At 65.4% G+C, this 15,525-nt stretch carries 18 protein-coding genes; 12 read left to right on the forward strand and 6 right to left on the reverse strand.

The window, feature by feature from the left end:
- Positions 1-341: 341 nt before the first annotated feature.
- From KVO92_RS09325 to KVO92_RS09335, 3 genes are read right to left on the reverse strand one after another with little or no spacing between them, the layout of a single operon-like run.
- A complete protein-coding gene (locus tag KVO92_RS09325; RefSeq protein ID WP_217475298.1) occupies positions 342-596 on the reverse strand; it encodes a cytochrome C oxidase subunit IV family protein in 255 nt (84 codons plus the stop codon).
- A gap of 10 nt (positions 597-606) precedes the next feature.
- A complete protein-coding gene (locus tag KVO92_RS09330) occupies positions 607-1,191 on the reverse strand; it encodes a cytochrome c oxidase subunit 3 family protein (protein WP_217475299.1) in 585 nt (194 codons plus the stop codon).
- Complete coding sequence (locus KVO92_RS09335; RefSeq protein WP_217475300.1) at positions 1,175-1,981, reverse strand: CbbQ/NirQ/NorQ/GpvN family protein; 807 nt, start codon at positions 1,979-1,981, stop codon at positions 1,175-1,177. Before KVO92_RS09335 ends, KVO92_RS09330 begins: the two co-directional genes overlap by 17 nt.
- Positions 1,982-2,338: 357 nt before the next feature.
- Between KVO92_RS09335 and KVO92_RS09340 the strand changes: the two genes are divergently transcribed.
- From KVO92_RS09340 to KVO92_RS09375, 8 genes are read left to right on the forward strand one after another with little or no spacing between them, the layout of a single operon-like run.
- Complete coding sequence (locus KVO92_RS09340; protein ID WP_217475301.1) at positions 2,339-4,048, forward strand: nitrite reductase; 1,710 nt, start codon at positions 2,339-2,341, stop codon at positions 4,046-4,048.
- A gap of 53 nt (positions 4,049-4,101) precedes the next feature.
- Positions 4,102-4,416 carry a c-type cytochrome gene (locus KVO92_RS09345; protein WP_217475302.1) on the forward strand — a complete coding sequence of 105 codons (315 nt, stop codon included), beginning with the start codon at positions 4,102-4,104 and terminating at the stop codon, positions 4,414-4,416.
- A 16-nt stretch (positions 4,417-4,432) separates the two neighbouring features.
- Positions 4,433-4,774, forward strand: coding sequence for a c-type cytochrome (locus KVO92_RS09350; protein ID WP_217475303.1), 342 nt, complete (start codon positions 4,433-4,435; stop codon positions 4,772-4,774).
- A complete protein-coding gene (locus tag KVO92_RS09355; RefSeq protein WP_217475304.1) occupies positions 4,771-5,949 on the forward strand; it encodes a cytochrome D1 domain-containing protein in 1,179 nt (392 codons plus the stop codon). Before KVO92_RS09350 ends, KVO92_RS09355 begins: the two co-directional genes overlap by 4 nt.
- Position 5,950: 1 nt before the next feature.
- Complete coding sequence (locus KVO92_RS09360) at positions 5,951-6,409, forward strand: Lrp/AsnC family transcriptional regulator (protein WP_217475305.1); 459 nt, start codon at positions 5,951-5,953, stop codon at positions 6,407-6,409.
- Entirely contained in the window at positions 6,406-6,921 is a 516-nt protein-coding gene (locus KVO92_RS09365) for an Lrp/AsnC family transcriptional regulator (protein WP_217475306.1), read from the forward strand. Before KVO92_RS09360 ends, KVO92_RS09365 begins: the two co-directional genes overlap by 4 nt.
- On the forward strand, positions 6,914-7,357 hold the full coding sequence (locus KVO92_RS09370) for an Lrp/AsnC family transcriptional regulator (protein ID WP_217475307.1): 444 nt from the start codon (positions 6,914-6,916) through the stop codon (positions 7,355-7,357). The genes KVO92_RS09365 and KVO92_RS09370 overlap by 8 nt, the downstream gene beginning before the upstream one ends.
- Positions 7,332-7,844, forward strand: coding sequence for an Lrp/AsnC family transcriptional regulator (locus KVO92_RS09375; protein WP_217475308.1), 513 nt, complete (start codon positions 7,332-7,334; stop codon positions 7,842-7,844). The genes KVO92_RS09370 and KVO92_RS09375 overlap by 26 nt, the downstream gene beginning before the upstream one ends.
- A gap of 24 nt (positions 7,845-7,868) precedes the next feature.
- On the opposite strand, the gene KVO92_RS09380 is transcribed toward KVO92_RS09375, so the two are convergent.
- On the reverse strand, positions 7,869-8,099 hold the full coding sequence (locus KVO92_RS09380) for a hypothetical protein (RefSeq protein ID WP_217475309.1): 231 nt from the start codon (positions 8,097-8,099) through the stop codon (positions 7,869-7,871).
- A gap of 293 nt (positions 8,100-8,392) precedes the next feature.
- Between KVO92_RS09380 and nirJ the strand changes: the two genes are divergently transcribed.
- The 4 genes from nirJ (at position 8,393) to KVO92_RS09400 (ending at position 13,128) form a co-directional block, all read left to right on the forward strand.
- Entirely contained in the window at positions 8,393-9,574 is a 1,182-nt protein-coding gene (nirJ, locus tag KVO92_RS09385; RefSeq protein ID WP_217475310.1) for a heme d1 biosynthesis radical SAM protein NirJ, read from the forward strand.
- A gap of 65 nt (positions 9,575-9,639) precedes the next feature.
- Positions 9,640-10,485 carry a uroporphyrinogen-III C-methyltransferase gene (cobA, locus tag KVO92_RS09390; RefSeq protein WP_217475311.1) on the forward strand — a complete coding sequence of 282 codons (846 nt, stop codon included), beginning with the start codon at positions 9,640-9,642 and terminating at the stop codon, positions 10,483-10,485.
- Positions 10,476-11,969, forward strand: coding sequence for a nitrite reductase (locus tag KVO92_RS09395; protein ID WP_217475312.1), 1,494 nt, complete (start codon positions 10,476-10,478; stop codon positions 11,967-11,969). Before cobA ends, KVO92_RS09395 begins: the two co-directional genes overlap by 10 nt.
- 298 nt (positions 11,970-12,267) lie before the next feature.
- Entirely contained in the window at positions 12,268-13,128 is an 861-nt protein-coding gene (locus tag KVO92_RS09400; protein ID WP_217475313.1) for a LysR family transcriptional regulator, read from the forward strand.
- A gap of 3 nt (positions 13,129-13,131) precedes the next feature.
- On the opposite strand, the gene KVO92_RS09405 is transcribed toward KVO92_RS09400, so the two are convergent.
- A complete protein-coding gene (locus tag KVO92_RS09405; RefSeq protein ID WP_217475314.1) occupies positions 13,132-14,271 on the reverse strand; it encodes an HPP family protein in 1,140 nt (379 codons plus the stop codon).
- An 86-nt stretch (positions 14,272-14,357) separates the two neighbouring features.
- The gene (locus tag KVO92_RS09410; protein WP_217475315.1) at positions 14,358-15,497 is read right to left on the reverse strand and encodes an HPP family protein; all 1,140 of its coding nucleotides are present in this window, start codon (positions 15,495-15,497) and stop codon (positions 14,358-14,360) included.
- Positions 15,498-15,525: the final 28 nt, after the last annotated feature.

Below are 15,525 nucleotides of genomic sequence, written 5' to 3' on the forward strand. Positions count from 1 at the left end.
GGCGTGGCCAGTTTAAGAAGGCAGCTATCCAAACCTGCTTGATAGCAATCAAGAAAAACCTGAACGCGAAGGTCGGGTTTAGCAGAGGCACCCAAGCGCCCACGATCAAGCCGTCCTCAGCAGGCAATGCACTCCCCCAGGCCCGTGCATACGTGGGAGCGGTCTTGACCGCGAAGGCTTTTGATTCAAATGCACCACGGCGGCACCGGCTGGTACTGGGGCGGCTTGGGATATATGCAGATACTGGAAAGCTCGCGGTCGAGACCGCTCCCACAAGGCTGTGCACACCGTGGGAGTGGTCTTGACCGCGAGGCTTTTGACCAGCTGGCGAGCGGCGCTCGCTAGCGGGCCATCATCGCCAACAGAATCCCGCCCGCCATCACCAGCGGCCAGCAGAGCAGCAGCAAGCGCCACATCGTGGGTGCGTGGCGCAGCTCCATGAAGCCGTCGGATATCAGCCAGGCCTTGACCAGCGCAACCGCCAGCACCCCGGCGGCGAGCAGCAGGGTCGAGCCGGAGCTGCCCAGGAGCACGGTGATGGTGGTCAGGACCGCGAGCCCGAGCCAGCAGAGAATCAGCACGATCGACGCGGACATCCAGGGCTCCTCAATTGATGATGTAGACCAGCGGGAACAGCAGTACCCAGACCATGTCCACCATGTGCCAATAGAGCACGCCCGACTCCAGCCCGGCGCTGTCACCCGGGCTGTAGGCGCGGCGACGACAGCGCTCGGCCATCCAGGCCAGGATGACCATGCCCAGCAGCACGTGCAGGAAATGAAAGCCGGTGAGAATCCAGTACAGGGTGAAGAAGGTATTGTGCTCGAGCCCAAGCCCCAGCGCCCCCAGGTGGCTGTACTCGTTGAGCTTGAGCACCACGTAGACGCAGGCACTGATCAGCGCGGTGAGCAGCAGCACCGCCGCACGGCGCGACTGCGCCATGCGCACCTGCTCGACCGCCAGGGCGGCGAACAGGCCGGAGGTCAGCAGGCTCAGGGTCAACGCCAGCCCGATGGAGCTGTCCAGCGCCGCCCGACTCTCATGGAAAAGCGCCGGGTTGAGCCACTGCGCCACGGCAAACGCCAGAATCAGGATGGCGAAGACGGTCAGCTCGGCCAGGATGAAGAACCACATGGCCAGGTCGCCGGGCAACCGCCGGGGCGTTGCGCTCGCTTCAGGCGAAATGGACATCGACCACATCCATCAGCGCCGCAACGGTTTGCGCGTCGTCCGACAGCGGCTCGGCCAGGCAGGCCAGGCAGGCTTCGCGCGGGCTCATGCCGGAACGGATCATCCGCGCGGTGAAGATCAGCAGACGGGTCGAGGCGACCTCTTCCAGATCATGCTGCTCGAGGCGGCGCAGGGCCTGCCCGAGCTTGACCACCTGATGCGCCAGGGCGGCGTCGACCTGCGCCTCGTTGGCGACGATGCGCTCCTCCTCAGCGGCGGCCGGGTAGTCGAAGCGCATGGCGACGAAACGTTGGCGCGTACTGGGCTTCATGCCCTTGAGCAGGTTCTGGTAACCGGGGTTGTAGCTCACCACCAGCATGAAGCCCGGCGGCGCCTTGAGCGCCTCGCCGGTACGTTCAATGAACAGCTCGCGGCGATCATCGGCCAACGGGTGCAGGACGACCGCGGTGTCCTGACGCGCCTCCACCACCTCATCGAGGTAGCAGATGCCGCCTTCGCGCACGGCGCGGGTCAGCGGACCGTCCTGCCACCAGGTGCCCTGCGCACCGATCAGGTGACGGCCGACCAGGTCGGCGGCGGACAGGTCATCGTGGCAGGCCACCGTGTACAGCGGCAGGTTCAGCCGATGGGCCATGTGCTGCACGAAACGGGTCTTGCCGCAGCCGGTCGGCCCCTTGATCAGTACCGGCATGCCGTGGCGCCAGGCCTGTTCGAAGAGCGCCTCTTCATTGCCCAGCGACTGATAAAACGGAGCGCCAGGCAGGTCGGCAAAATTCTCGGGCGCGTTCATTGGCAATACCTCACGGCGGCAGTTGGTTAAGCATCTGCCGCCAAACTAACCGTCAGGTTCTGCGCCCTCAAGGCGTCCTCCGGCGAAGCTTGATTACGATCAAGCCCAACCCAAAAACGGTGCTCGCAAGCCGCCGGACAGCCCTGTTCGCCCGGCTTTGCGCTCCCTTTTCCTCCCGCGCCACCACCGCCCCGCGACACGGCGTCACGCCCCGGGCATCACTACGGGTCTCTTGATTGCCATCAAGCGCGTTCGCCAAAGGCCCGCCATAGGATGCAACCGCACACAGCAAGACCCGGGAACTGCCACATCGCCGTCACTAGCAGGAACCGCACGAAGCGGTCAGAGGAGAAAGGTATGAGCAAACACTTACTGGCAGGCGTTCTCGCCGGCTTTTCACTGCTCGGTCTGGCAGTCGCCCAGGCAGCGGTCAATGCGGAAAACGCCGACGCGGCGCTCAAAGGCGAGGCCAGCGTCATCGACCCGGCCAGCGCCCAGGTCCTTCACACGCCCGGCGCGCCAGACCTGAGCACCGCCGAATTCGAGAAGGCCAAGGAAATCTACTTTCAGCGTTGCGCTGGCTGTCACGGCGTGTTGCGCAAGGGCGCGACCGGCAAGCCGCTGACTCCGGACATCACCCAGGAGCGCGGCCAGGCCTATCTGGAAGCCTTGATCACCTATGGCTCACCGGCCGGCATGCCTAACTGGGGCACGTCCAACGCGCTGACCAAGGATGAAATCACCTTGATGGCCAAGTTCATCCAGCACACCCCGCCGACTCCGCCGGAGTGGGGCATGGGCCAGATGAAGGATTCCTGGAAGGTACTGGTCAAGCCGGAGGACCGGCCGAAGAAGCAGATGAACAGCCTCGATCTGCCCAACCTGTTCTCCGTCACCCTGCGTGACGACGGCAAGATCGCCCTGATCGACGGCAAGACCAAGGACATCGTCAAGACCATCGAGACCGGCTACGCGGTGCACATCTCGCGCATGTCGGCTTCCGGCCGCTACCTGTTCGTGATCGGCCGCGACGCCAAGATCGACATGATCGACCTCTGGGCCAAGGAGCCGACCAAGGTCGCCGAGATCAAGGTGGGCGTCGAAGCCCGCTCGGTGGAAACCTCGAAATACAAGGGCTACGAAGACAAGTACGTGATTGCCGGCGACTACTGGCCGCCACAGTTCACCATCATGGACGGCGAAACCCTGGAGCCGCTGCAGATTGTCTCCACCCGTGGCATGACCGCGGCCACCCAGGAATACCACCCGGAACCTCGCGTGGCGGCGATCATCGCCTCGCACGAGCATCCCGAGTTCATCGTCAACGTCAAGGAAACCGGCAAGGTCATGCTGGTCAACTACCAGGACATCGACAACCTGACCACCACCACGATCGGCACCGCGCCCTTCCTGCATGACGGTGGCTGGGACGTCAGTCATCGCTACTTCATGACGGCGGCGAACAACTCCAACAAGGTCGCGGTAATCGACTCCAAGGAGCGCAAACTCGCCGCCCAGGTCGACGTCGGCAAGACCCCGCACCCGGGCCGCGGCGCCAACTTCGTGCACCCGAAATTCGGTCCGGTCTGGGCCACCAGCCACCTGGGTGACGAGACCATCTCGCTGATCGGCACCGACCCGGACAAGCACCCCGACCAGGCATGGAAGGTGGTCGAAACCCTCAAGGGCCAGGGCGGCGGCTCGCTGTTCATCAAGACCCACCCGAAATCCAACCACATCTACCTGGACACCACGTTCAACCCCGACGCCAAGGTCAGCCAGTCGGCCGCGGTGTTCAACATCAATGATCTGGGGGCGGGCTACACTGTGCTGCCGATCGGTGAGTGGTCCGGCCTGACCGGCGGTGCCAAACGCGTCGTGCAGCCGGAGTACAACAAAGCCGGCGACGAAGTCTGGTTCTCCGTCTGGAGCGGCCAAGAGGAGCCTTCGGCCATCGTGGTTGTCGATGATAAGACGCTAAAGCTGAAAAAGGTGATTAAGGACAAAAGGTTGATCACCCCAACCGGTAAATTTAACGTCTACAACACTCAGCACGACGTGTACTGAGTGCCCCGTCGGGGGAGCGCAGACTCCCCCATCTAGCCTTGAGGAAGTAACTGATGAAGAAAGTACTGATCCCACTGCTCGCCCTGGGCGGCGCGATGATGCTCCAGCCTGCCATGGCGCAGGACGGTGAAGCGCTGTTCAAGAGCAAGCCTTGCGCTGCCTGCCACAGCGTCGACTCCAAACTGGTTGGCCCAGCACTCAAGGAAGTCGCGGCCAAGTACGCCGGTCAGGAAGGCGCTGCCGACCTGCTCGCCGGTCACATCAAGAACGGCACCGTCGGCGCCTGGGGCCAGATCCCGATGCCGCCAAACCCTGTCACCGAAGAAGAAGCCAAAACCCTCGCCGAGTGGGTTCTGAGCCTCAAGTAACGCCCAGGAGGACATCATGTTTCGGTCCCGCCACGCAGTTATCGGTCTGGGGCTCACCCTGGTGTCCCTCCTTCCCTTTTCCACGACCCTGGCTGCCGACCTAACGGCCGAGCGCCAGGGTCAGCTCGAACGCCTGCTGTTGCAGGACTGCGGCTCCTGTCACGGCATGCGCCTGACCGGCGGCCTTGGCCCCGCAATCACCCCGGGCGCCCTCGCCGGCAAACCCCGCGACACCCTGATCGCCACCGTGACCTACGGCAGGCCCGACACTGCAATGCCCGCCTGGAACGCCCTGCTCAGCGAGCAGGAAATCGCCTGGCTGGTCGACCGACTGATCGAAGGAAAACCCACGCCATGATGCGTCCCTCCCTGTTGCTGGCCGCGGCCAGCCTGCTGCTCAGTGCCTGTGCCGGACAGCCGTTGCGTGCCACTGGCGATCTCGGCGTGGTGGTGGAGCGCGCCACCGGCAGCCTGCAGATCGTCGAAACCACTAACCAGACGCGACTGGCCCGAATCGGAGGGCTGGGTGACCTGTCCCACGCCTCGGTGGTGTTTTCCCGCGACGAGCGCTTCGCCTATGTCTTCGGCCGCGACGGCGGACTGACCAAGGTCGATCTGCTGCGCCAGCGCATCGACAAGCGCATCATCCAGGGCGGCAACAGCATCGGCGGCGCCATCAGCCAGGACGGCAAGCTGATCGCCGTGGGCAACTACGAGCCCGGTGGCGTGAAAGTCTTCGATGCCCAGACGCTCGAACTGGTGGCCGACATACCGGCCACCCCACTCGCCGATGGCAGCCGCAATTCGCGTGTGGTTGGCGTCATCGACGCGCCGGGCCGCCGCTTCATCTACAGCCTGTTCGATACCAACGAGACCTGGCTGCTGGACTTCAGCCAGGGCAACACCCCGACGGTGACCCGCTTCGAGAACGTCGGCAAGCAACCCTACGACGGCCTGCTGACGCCCGAAGGGCGCTACTACATCGCCGGCCTGTTCGGCGAGGACGGCATGGCCAAGGTCGACCTCTGGCACACCGCCCGTGGCGTCGAGCGGATCATCAACGGCTACGGCCGTGGCCAGGAAAAACTGCCGGTCTACAAGATGCCGCACCTCGAAGGCTGGACGGTAGCCGGTAACCAGACCTTCGTGCCCGCGGTCGGCCAGCATCGCGTACTGGTGATGGATTCGCAGAACTGGAAGCAGACCGACGCCATCGAGGTGGCCGGCCAGCCGGTGTTCGTCATGGCGCGTCCGGATACCCGGCAGATCTGGGTCAATTTCGCCCACCCGGACAATGGCAAGGTGCAGGTCATCGACAGCGAAACCCACGAAATCATCAAGACCCTCGAACCCGGCCCGGCCGTGCTGCACATGGAGTTCACCCCGCGCGGCGAGCAGCTCTGGCTGTCGGTGCGCGACGGCAACGAGATCCAGGTCTGGGACCCCTACACCTTGAAGCTGCTCAAGCGCCTGCCGGCCGACAGCCCGAGCGGCATCTTCTTCACCAGCCGCGCCCATGAGACGGGGTTGTGACATGCAGATCGACGCCCTCAGCCGCCGCCTGATCGACCGCTTCCAGCACGGCATGCCGCTGTGCGCAGAGCCCTACCGCGCCATGGCCGAGGCGCTGGAGTGCAGCGAAGCCGAGGTGCTGGCGTGCCTCGAACGCCTGGAGCACGGCGGCGGCCTGTCGCGCGTCGGCCCGGTGTTCGAGCACAGCCGCGCCGGCGCCAGCACCCTGGTCGCCCTGGCCGTGCCCGAGCTGCGCCTGGAGTCGGTCGCGGCGCTGATCAACAGCTATCCCGAGGTCAACCACAACTACCTGCGCGAGCACCGCTACAACCTCTGGTTCGTGGTGACCGGCCCGGACCGGGCCCACGTCGAGGCGCTGCTGGCGCAGATCGAGGCGGACACCGGACTCACGCCGCTCGATCTGCCAATGCAGGCGGCCTACCGCATCGACCTTGGCTTCCCTATTGGAGACGCGCCATGACCGCCCTGCTCGACGAGCTGCAAGCCCTGCAGCTGCGCCGTCTGCTCGAAGCCGGCCTGCCACTCGCCGCCCGCCCCTACCAGCTGCTGGCCGAGCGCATCGGTGCCAGCGAAGAGGCGGTACTCGAGCAGGTCCGTCGCTGGAGCGACAGCGGGCTGTTTCGCCGCATGGGGCTGGTCATCAAGCACCGCGCCCTGGGCTTTCGCGCCAACGCCATGCTGGTGATGGACATCCCGGACGAGATCGTCGACGCGGTCGGCCAGCGCCTCGGCCAGGCCGCCGGCATCAACCTCTGCTATCAACGGCCGCGACGCCTGCCGGACTGGCCCTACAACCTGTTCTGCATGGTCCACGGCCGCGAGCGCGAGCAAGTCTGCCGGCTGATCGCCGAGCTGCTCGCCGAGCAGGGCCTGAGCGACGTGCCGCACCAGCTGCTGTTCAGCACCCGCGCCTTCAAGCAATGCGGCGGCCGTTACGCGCCGCCCGCAAGCCCGGTGGCCGCCCATGGATGAACTCGACCGGCGCCTGATCAATCGCCTGCAGCACGGCCTGCCGCTGGTCCGTCACCCCTGGCAGGCCCTCGCCGAGGAGCTGGACGCCGACGCCGCCCAGCTGCGCGAACGCGTCCAGGCGCTGCTCGATGACGGCACCCTGACCCGTTTCGGCCCCATGTTCGACATCGAGCGTCTCGGCGGCGCCTTTACCCTGGCCGCCCTGTCGGTGCCCGAAGCGCGCTTCGATCAGGTCGCCGAGCAGTTGGCCGCGATGCCTGAAGTGGCGCACAACTACCGCCGCGAACACGCCTGGAACATGTGGTTCGTACTCGGTTGCGCCACCCCGCAGGGCATCGCCGACACCATCGCCCGCATCGAAGCCGAGACCGGCCTGCCGGTGCTCAACCTGCCCAAGGAGGAGACCTACCATGTCGGCCTGCACTTCGCGGTTTGACCCGGCCGAACAGGCCGCGCTGGCCCGGCGCCTGGTGGCGCTCACCGAAGGCGGGCTGCCGCTGGTGGAGGACCCCTGGGGCTGGCTGGCCGAGCGCCTGGAGATCAGTGTCGAGGCCACCCTCGCGTTGCTGCAGCAGTTGCAGGCCGAGGGCGCCATCCGCCGCATCGCCGCCGTGCCCAATCACTACCGCCTGGGCTATCGGCACAATGGCATGACCGTCTGGGACGTGGAAGACGCCGAGATCGCCCGTCTCGGCCCGCTGGTCGGCGCACAGGCCTTCGTCAGCCATTGCTATCGCCGGCCGCGCCAGGATGGCTGGCACTACAACCTCTTCGCCATGGTGCATGGCCGCAGCGCCGAAGAGATCGACGACTACCGTGCCCAGATCCGCGCTCTGCTCGGCAGTGCCTGCCGCGCCGACGAAATGCTGGTCAGCAGCCGTATCCTCAAGAAGACCGGCCTGCGGGTGGGCAGCGCTCGCTAGCGCCTCCGGCCACGCGCCAGACCATCAGAAGCGCCACTCGGGCTTGAACAGCCCGACCACGAAGCAGAGCGTGGAGAAGCCCCACATCAGCAGCGCATACAGGCGGATCTGCTCGGCGTTCCAGGCCCAGGCGAACCAGTCCAGAACGACCATGCTCTTCCAGCCCTCGAGCCACTGGGCCCCGCCCCAACTGATGATCCATTTCCAGAACGCGCTGTTGAGAAGGTAAAGCGCAACGAATTCGAGAGTGCTCATCAGCGCGTCCTTGAATGCCTTGGCGTTGCAGCCGGGAACCCAGCCAGGTGGTCGTCCACATCCCATCCAAACGGGACGCTCGACACAGTAGCGGGGCGTATTTTCAGCGTCCACCACGGCGAGTGGGCACGCGTTCGGTTTGTGAAAAAGACCCGGCTCATGGCCGTTCAACGGCGCATGCCCTTACCGGGACCAAGGCTTTTATTGTTTCCAGTCAAGGATCGGCCCGTGCCGCTCGGGGATGCTGCGCCTAACAAACCGCACAACCAGCGTGATGCGGCAGGAGAAAGCACATGTTGAGAATCAGCCATTACCTGCGCGCCCTTGCCCGGCCCGCCATGCCGGTGCTGGGCGCACGCAGCACCGGTACAGCGCGGCCGCCCGTGGTGATCTGGAACCTGCTGCGGCGCTGCAACCTGACCTGCAAGCACTGCTATGCGACCTCGGCCGACAGTGAATTTCGCGACGAACTGGACACCGCCGAAGCCCTCAAGGTCATCGACGACCTGCATGCCGCGGGCGTTCGCGTGCTGATCCTCTCCGGTGGCGAGCCGTTGCTGCGCGACGACATCTTCGAGCTGTCGGAATACGCGCGCCTGCGCGGCTTCTTCGTTGCCCTGTCGACCAACGGCACGCTGATCGACGAGCAGAACATCGAGCAGATCGCCGCCGCGAAGTACGACTACGTCGGCATCAGCATCGACGGTCTGGAAGCGGTGCACGACGACTGGCGCCAGCTCAAGGGCAGCTTCGCCGCGTCCATGCACGCCATTGACCTCTGCCGCCAGCACGGCATCCGCGTCGGCTTGCGCACCACCCTGACGCAGAACAACTACCCACAACTGCCGGCACTGCTGGCGTTGATGCGCGAACACGACGTGCAGAAGTTCTACCTCTCGCACCTCAACTACAGCGGCCGCGGCAAACGCAGCCGCAAGGCCGACGCCCATCACCAGATGACCCGCGACGCCATGTACCAGCTGTTCGAGCAGGCCTGGGACGACGTCCAGAACGGCCGCGAGACCGATTTCGTCAGCGGCAACAACGATGCCGACGCGGTGCTCCTGCTGCAGTGGGTCGAGGCCCGGTTGCCGGAACATCGCGACCGCCTGGAGCGGATGCTGCGCGCCTGGGGCGGCAATGCGTCGGGCAGCGGCATCGCCAATATCGACAACATCGGCGACGTGCACCCGGACACTTATTGGTGGCAGCACACCGTCGGCAACGTGCGGCGGCAATCCTTCCGCGAACTGTGGCTGGACCAGCCCGAGCCTCTGCTCACTGAGCTGCGCCAGCATCCGCGCGCCGTTGGCGGGCGCTGCGCCGAGTGTCGCTGGCTGTCGATCTGCAACGGCAACACCCGTACCCGCGCCTGGGCCGAGGGCAACCTCTGGGGCGAAGACCCCGGCTGCTACCTCAGTGACCAGGAAATCGGTTTGCCGCAACCGCAGCGCATTCCCAGCCTCTCCATTTGATACCGAGCGCGGCCCCGACGCCGCCCATGACTTACCGCAGCCCGACGAGATTTTCAGGAGTTCGCATGGACCAGCCAATCCCCCTCCCCGCTTCGCTCGGCGCCACGCTGGCCCCAGGCGAAGTCGCCTTGATCGGCGCCGGCCCAGGCGATCCCGGGCTACTCACGCTACGCGCCTGGAGCCTGCTGCAGCAGGCCGACGCGGTGGTCTACGACCGCCTGGTCAGCGACGATCTGATGCAACTCCTGCCGGCGCGCTGTGCCCGTCACTACGTCGGCAAGACCAGCGGCTATCACAGCCTGCCGCAGCCGCAGATCAATCAACTGCTGGTGGACCTGGCAAAACAGAATCTGCGCGTGGTGCGGCTGAAAGGCGGCGATCCTTTCATCTTCGGCCGCGGCGCCGAGGAACTCGAGCACCTGCTCGAACAGGGCATCAACGGGCAAGTGGTCCCGGGTGTCACCGCCGCAGCCGGGTGCAGCGCCTACGCCGGCATTCCCTTGACCCATCGCGATCTCGCGCATTCCTGCCAGTTCATCACCGGCCATCTGCAGGAAGACGGTGCGCTGCAACTGCCCTGGAACAGCCTGGTGGAAGGCAAGCAGACCCTGGTGTTCTATATGGGCCTGGCCAGCCTCGGCGAAATATCGCGCAACCTGATCGCCGCCGGCCTACCCGTAGACACGCCGGCGGCGCTGATCGGCAACGGTACTCGCGCCGATCAGCGCGTGGTGCGCTGCACGCTCAAGCAGCTGCCGTCGATGGCCGAGCAAGCCCAATTGAAACCCCCGACCCTGACGGTGATCGGAGAAGTGGTCGGGCTGTTCGCCGACCGGGCGCTGGAATTTCCCGCCCGCCTGCGCGCAGATCATCGTGCCAGCCCCTCCGAGGTGGAGGCCTTATGCGACTGATGCCATTCGCCCTGCTGTTGCTCGCCGGGCCGACTCACGCTGCCGTCGACGCGGTCTCGCTGCAACAGGCCGGCGCCCTCTACGAGCAGCATTGCCAGAGCTGCCACGGTGTCGATCGCCTGGGCGGCGCCGGACCCGCGCTGCTGCCCGAGAGCCTCAGCCGGCTGAAGCCCGACGAGGCCCGCGAGGTCATCCACAACGGCCGGCCGGCCACCCAGATGGCGGCGTTCGGCGATCGCCTGAGCGATGCGCAGATCGACGGGCTGGTGAGCTATCTCTATCAGCCGCCGGCTACCCCACCGACCTGGAGCGACGCTGACATCCGCGCCAGCCACCGCATCCTGGCTGACGTCGCCAAGCTGCCGAGCACACCGCAGCACGGTGCCGACCCGCTCAACCTGTTCGTCGTGGTCGAGGCCGGCAACCATCATGTGCGCGTGCTCGACGGCGACCGTTTCACCGAGCTGGCGAACTTCCCTTCGCACTACGCGCTGCATGGCGGGCCGAAGTTTTCCCCGGACGGGCGCTTCGTCTACTTCGCCTCGCGCGACGGCTGGGTCAGCGTCTACGACCTCAACAACCTGACCATGATTGCCGAGGTCCGCGCCGGCCTGAACACCCGCAACCTGGCCGTCAGCAACGACGGCCGCTGGGTGCTGGTGGGCAACTACCTGCCCGGCAACCTGGTGCTGCTCGACGCCCGCGACCTGTCGCTGGTCAAGCACATCCCGGCGGTCACCGCGGACGGCACGCCGTCACGGGTCAGCGCCGTCTACACCGCCCCGCCGCGTGACAGCTTCGTGGTAGCACTGAAAGACGTGAAGGAAGCCTGGGAAATTTCCTATGCCGGTGAGCCGACCTTCAAGCCGCGCCGCATCGAAGCCGCCGACTTCCTCGACGACTTCTCTTTCACCCCGGACTACCGCTACCTGCTGGCCACCTCGCGCAAGGCCCTTGGCGGTCAGGTCATCGACCTGGACACCGGCAAAGCAGTCACCGACATCCCGTTGCCGGGCATGCCGCACCTGGGTTCGGGCATCTATTGGAAGCGCAATGGCAAATGGGTGTTCGCCACGCCCAACGTCAGCAAGGGGCTGATTTCGATGCTCGATCTCGAGACCTGGAAACTGATCAAGGAGATCCCCACCGAAGGCCCGGGCTTCTTCATGCGCAGCCACCTGAACTCCAAATATGCCTGGACCGACGTGTTCTTCGGCCCCAACAACGACGCCGTGCACCTGATCGACAAGCAGACCCTGGAGGTCGCCCACACCCTGCGCCCGATGCCGGGCAAGAACGCCGCCCACGTCGAATTCACCAACAACGGCCGCTACGCCTTGCTCAGCGTCTGGGACACCGACGGCGCAGTGATCGTCTACGACGCCAAGACCCTCGAGGAGATCAAGCGCATCCCGATGAACAAGCCGTCCGGCAAGTACAACGTCGGCAACAAGATCGAGTTCGCCGAAGGGACTTCGCACTGATCCACCAGCCGCCGATGGTACCGCTCCCACCAGTGGGCTCGAACTGGTGGGAGCGGTCTCGATTGCGAGCTTTTCGGCGCCAAAGACACCCCGAACCGTCCCAGTTCTAACCGGTGCTACGTCGTGCGTTTGGATCAAGCGCTTCGCGGTCAAGACCGCTCCCACAGTGTGCACGGGCTTGTGGGAGCGGTCTCGATTGCAAGCTTTTCGGTGTCTTTAGCGCTTCAAGGCCCTGGCCTGCTTTCATCAGTGTTCTCAACCTGCTTTCATATCACCCCTTTTGATATGAGCAGCGCTTATGGACATCGATCTCGCCCGCACTTTTCTCGAGATCATTCGCACTGGCAGTTTCATCGCCACCGCCGAGCGCCTGCATATCACCCAGACGGCGGTCACCGCGCGGGTTCGTAGCCTGGAGACTCGGCTCGGTTGCCGATTGTTCGTGCGCAACCGCGCCGGTGCGCGGCTGACGGCCGATGGCGAGCGTTTCGTCGCCTATGCCACGCAGCTGGTGCAGACCTGGGAAACGGCACGTCGCGACCTGCCGCTGCCGCGCGGCTATGACAAGCTGCTGTCGCTCGGTGCCGAGGTGAGCCTGTGCAACCCGCTGATGCTCGCCTGGGTCCAGCGGTTGCGTCAGGCGATGCCTGACCACGCGTTGCGCAACGAGGTGGCCAGTGGCGATGAGCTGCAAAAGCAACTTGACCTCGGCGCATTGGATGCGGCGCTGGTGCACCGCCCCGAGTATTGGCCGGGCTTGCAGGTCGAGCAGCTGCTCGAGGAAAAGCTCATCCAGGTGGTCCATGCGACCGTTCCGGATCCCTACGTCTATATCGACTGGGGCCCGGCGTTTCGTCAGCAGCACGACCTCGCGCTGCCGGGCCACATGCGCGCCGCGCTCTCCTTCAGCCTCGGGCCGCTGGCGCTGCAATACCTGGTGCAATGCGGCGGGCGCGGTTATTTCCGCACGCGGGTGGTGCAGCGCTATCTCGACGAAGGCATCCTCAAACGCGTCGAGCAGGCGCCGGAATTCAGCTATCCGGTTTACCTGGTCCACTCCCGCGCAGCCCAGTCGCCGGCCCTGTTCAAGGCGCTCGAACTGCTACGCGAGGTGGCGCGGGACGACTACGACTGGTCGAGCTGGAACTACGCCATCTGAGCCTCAGCTGCCGAGGCGCGTCATCCAGCTTCGGTACAGGCCGCTGATCAAGTCGCTCTGGGTGATGATGCCCACCAGCCGCTGCGCCGGATCGACCACCGGCAGACAGGACATACCGCGATCGGCCAGCAGGTAGACCAGGTCCGGCAGCTGCGCATCCTCGCGCACCGAGACCACCGGGGCACTCATGACGTCGCTGACGCGCACTTCGCGGCGCAGGGACAGGCGGCGCAGGCTGAAGCGCGAAGGATGCGGCTCGAGGTGCTGCAGCAGGTCGGTCTGGGTGACGATGCCGATCAGCGCCCGGCTGTCCGGATCGACCACCGCCAGCGCATGCAGCCGGTGCCGGCGCACCCGCGCACGGACCTGATGCAGGCTGTCGTGGGGCGCGCAGGTGTGCAGCTCACGGCACATGATGTCGGCGGCACTGACATCGCCCATGCTGCGGCGGATGGCATGTTTCTCGGTGCGCTGCATCAGTTCAAGCAGGTCATCCCGGGTGACGTCGACGTATTCGCCGAACTCCTCCAGCGCGCGGTCGACGTCGTCATCGGTGAATGACAAGTGCTCTTCGCCCAGCGGCACGCTGCCGGCCTGGACGCCGCTGGCCTGGGTTCGCGGTTTTGGATAGGGATGCCCGGTGAGGTTGTTGTACAGCAGGGCGAACAGCACCAGCAGCAGCGAATTGAACGCCACCGGGTACAGCAAACCATAACCCAGATCCGTGATCCCCGGTCCGCCAATGGCCGCGACCATCGCCAGCGCGCAGCTCGGCGGATGCATGCAACGCAGCAGGAACAGGCAGGCGATCGCCAGACAGACGGCGGTCACCGCAGCGGTGACCGCCGTCAGGCCGCAGAGGCCGAGCGTCACGCCGATCGCCACAGCAATGAGGTTGCCGCCGATCACCGACCAGGGCTGGGCGAACGGGCTGGACGAGGCGCTGAACAATATCACCGCGGAGGCGCCGGCGGGCGCGACGATATGCAGGGTCACCGGGCCGCCGAACACGAGCAACCCGACTGCCACCATCGGCAACACCACCAGCCCCACGCCGATTACGGCACGGATCCAATGCTTGTGGGACACACTCTGGGGGGCCGGGAAGAAGGACCGCAACCAGTGCCTCAGGCGCTCTTGCATGGGCTCAGCTTGTTCAGAGGGGGTGGCTTGTCAGGCACTGTACCAGCCGCCAGGTTCCCGCCCCTGCGAGGTGTCGCATGGCCCGCTCAGTCGGGCAGATGCTTGAGCCAGTTCCGGTAGAGCGCAGCAATCAGGTCGGTCTGGGTGATCATGCCGACCAGCCGCTGCTGGTCGTCGATCACCGGCAGGCAATGCAGGCCGCGGTCGGACAGCAGGAATACCAGGTCGACCATATGGCAGTCCTCGGTGACCGAGACCACCGGCGTGCTCATGATCGTGCGTAGCTGGACGCCGCGAAGGAACTTGAGCTGGCCGAACTTGATCCGTACCGACGCCGGCTGGAAGTGTTTGAGCAGATCGACCAGGGTCACGATGCCCACCAGCCGATGGCTGTCGGGCTCGAGCACCGGGAAGGAATGCAGACGGTGCTCGCGCAAGGTCTGCCAGGCCCGCTGTATCGAACAGTCCGGCGTGCCCCAATAAAGATCGCGGGACATGATGTCGGCGGCGGTGATCTCGCCCATGGTGCGCCGCAAGGCGTGCTTCTCGGTCTGCTTGATCAGCTGGGCGAGATCGTCCCGGGTGACGTCGACGTATTCGCCAAAGTCCGCCAGTGCCTGCTCGACGTCGTCTTCACTGAAGCTCATGCGCTCACTGGGCAACGGATCGTGGGTGTGATGCGGATTGCCCTTCTGCGGGCGCGGCTTGGGATAGGCGTGCCCGCTGAGGTTGTTGTACACCAGCGCAACCAACACCAGCAGCAGCGAATTGAAGGCCACCGGATAGAGCAATTGGTAACCGTAGGCGTGTAGCTGCGGGGTGCCGATCACCGCCACCAGCGCCAGCGCGGCGGCGGGCGGATGCAGGCAGCGCAGGATGAACAGGCACAGCAGCGCCAGCATCCCGGCGCTACCGGCCGCGACCGCCACAGGCCAATCGCTTGCCCCCAGCGTCACGCCGATGGCGGTGGCCAGCAGGTTGCCGCCAATCACCGCCCAGGGTTGCGCGAAGGGGCTCGAGGAGGCGGCGAACAGCAGCATCGCCGAAGCGGCAGCCGGCGCCATCAGGGGCAGCGACAGGCTGCTGCCGAACACCCACATACTGGCCGGGATGACCACCAGCATGACCAGACCGATACCAATGGCCGCGCGCAGCCATTCGGCCGGGCGCGCCGAGAGCGGTGCCGGGGCGAAGGAGCGGCACCAGTCGATAAAACGTTGTTGCATGCGACCTGCTTGAACGAAGGAGGCGGTA

This window comes from Stutzerimonas stutzeri, from assembly GCF_019090095.1.
Taxonomy (GTDB): domain Bacteria; phylum Pseudomonadota; class Gammaproteobacteria; order Pseudomonadales; family Pseudomonadaceae; genus Stutzerimonas; species Stutzerimonas stutzeri_AN.

Coding starts and splice junctions, on each gene's coding strand:
- KVO92_RS09325 (WP_217475298.1), bottom strand. CDS start 596: ATGTCCGCGTCGATCGTGCTGATTCTCTGCTGGCTCGGGCTCGCGGTC.
- KVO92_RS09330 (WP_217475299.1), bottom strand. CDS start 1,191: ATGTCCATTTCGCCTGAAGCGAGCGCAACGCCCCGGCGGTTGCCCGGC.
- KVO92_RS09335 (WP_217475300.1), bottom strand. CDS start 1,981: ATGAACGCGCCCGAGAATTTTGCCGACCTGCCTGGCGCTCCGTTTTAT.
- KVO92_RS09340 (WP_217475301.1), top strand. CDS start 2,339: ATGAGCAAACACTTACTGGCAGGCGTTCTCGCCGGCTTTTCACTGCTC.
- KVO92_RS09345 (WP_217475302.1), top strand. CDS start 4,102: ATGAAGAAAGTACTGATCCCACTGCTCGCCCTGGGCGGCGCGATGATG.
- KVO92_RS09350 (WP_217475303.1), top strand. CDS start 4,433: ATGTTTCGGTCCCGCCACGCAGTTATCGGTCTGGGGCTCACCCTGGTG.
- KVO92_RS09355 (WP_217475304.1), top strand. CDS start 4,771: ATGATGCGTCCCTCCCTGTTGCTGGCCGCGGCCAGCCTGCTGCTCAGT.
- KVO92_RS09360 (WP_217475305.1), top strand. CDS start 5,951: ATGCAGATCGACGCCCTCAGCCGCCGCCTGATCGACCGCTTCCAGCAC.
- KVO92_RS09365 (WP_217475306.1), top strand. CDS start 6,406: ATGACCGCCCTGCTCGACGAGCTGCAAGCCCTGCAGCTGCGCCGTCTG.
- KVO92_RS09370 (WP_217475307.1), top strand. CDS start 6,914: ATGGATGAACTCGACCGGCGCCTGATCAATCGCCTGCAGCACGGCCTG.
- KVO92_RS09375 (WP_217475308.1), top strand. CDS start 7,332: ATGTCGGCCTGCACTTCGCGGTTTGACCCGGCCGAACAGGCCGCGCTG.
- KVO92_RS09380 (WP_217475309.1), bottom strand. CDS start 8,099: ATGAGCACTCTCGAATTCGTTGCGCTTTACCTTCTCAACAGCGCGTTC.
- nirJ (WP_217475310.1), top strand. CDS start 8,393: ATGTTGAGAATCAGCCATTACCTGCGCGCCCTTGCCCGGCCCGCCATG.
- cobA (WP_217475311.1), top strand. CDS start 9,640: ATGGACCAGCCAATCCCCCTCCCCGCTTCGCTCGGCGCCACGCTGGCC.
- KVO92_RS09395 (WP_217475312.1), top strand. CDS start 10,476: ATGCGACTGATGCCATTCGCCCTGCTGTTGCTCGCCGGGCCGACTCAC.
- KVO92_RS09400 (WP_217475313.1), top strand. CDS start 12,268: ATGGACATCGATCTCGCCCGCACTTTTCTCGAGATCATTCGCACTGGC.
- KVO92_RS09405 (WP_217475314.1), bottom strand. CDS start 14,271: ATGCAAGAGCGCCTGAGGCACTGGTTGCGGTCCTTCTTCCCGGCCCCC.
- KVO92_RS09410 (WP_217475315.1), bottom strand. CDS start 15,497: ATGCAACAACGTTTTATCGACTGGTGCCGCTCCTTCGCCCCGGCACCG.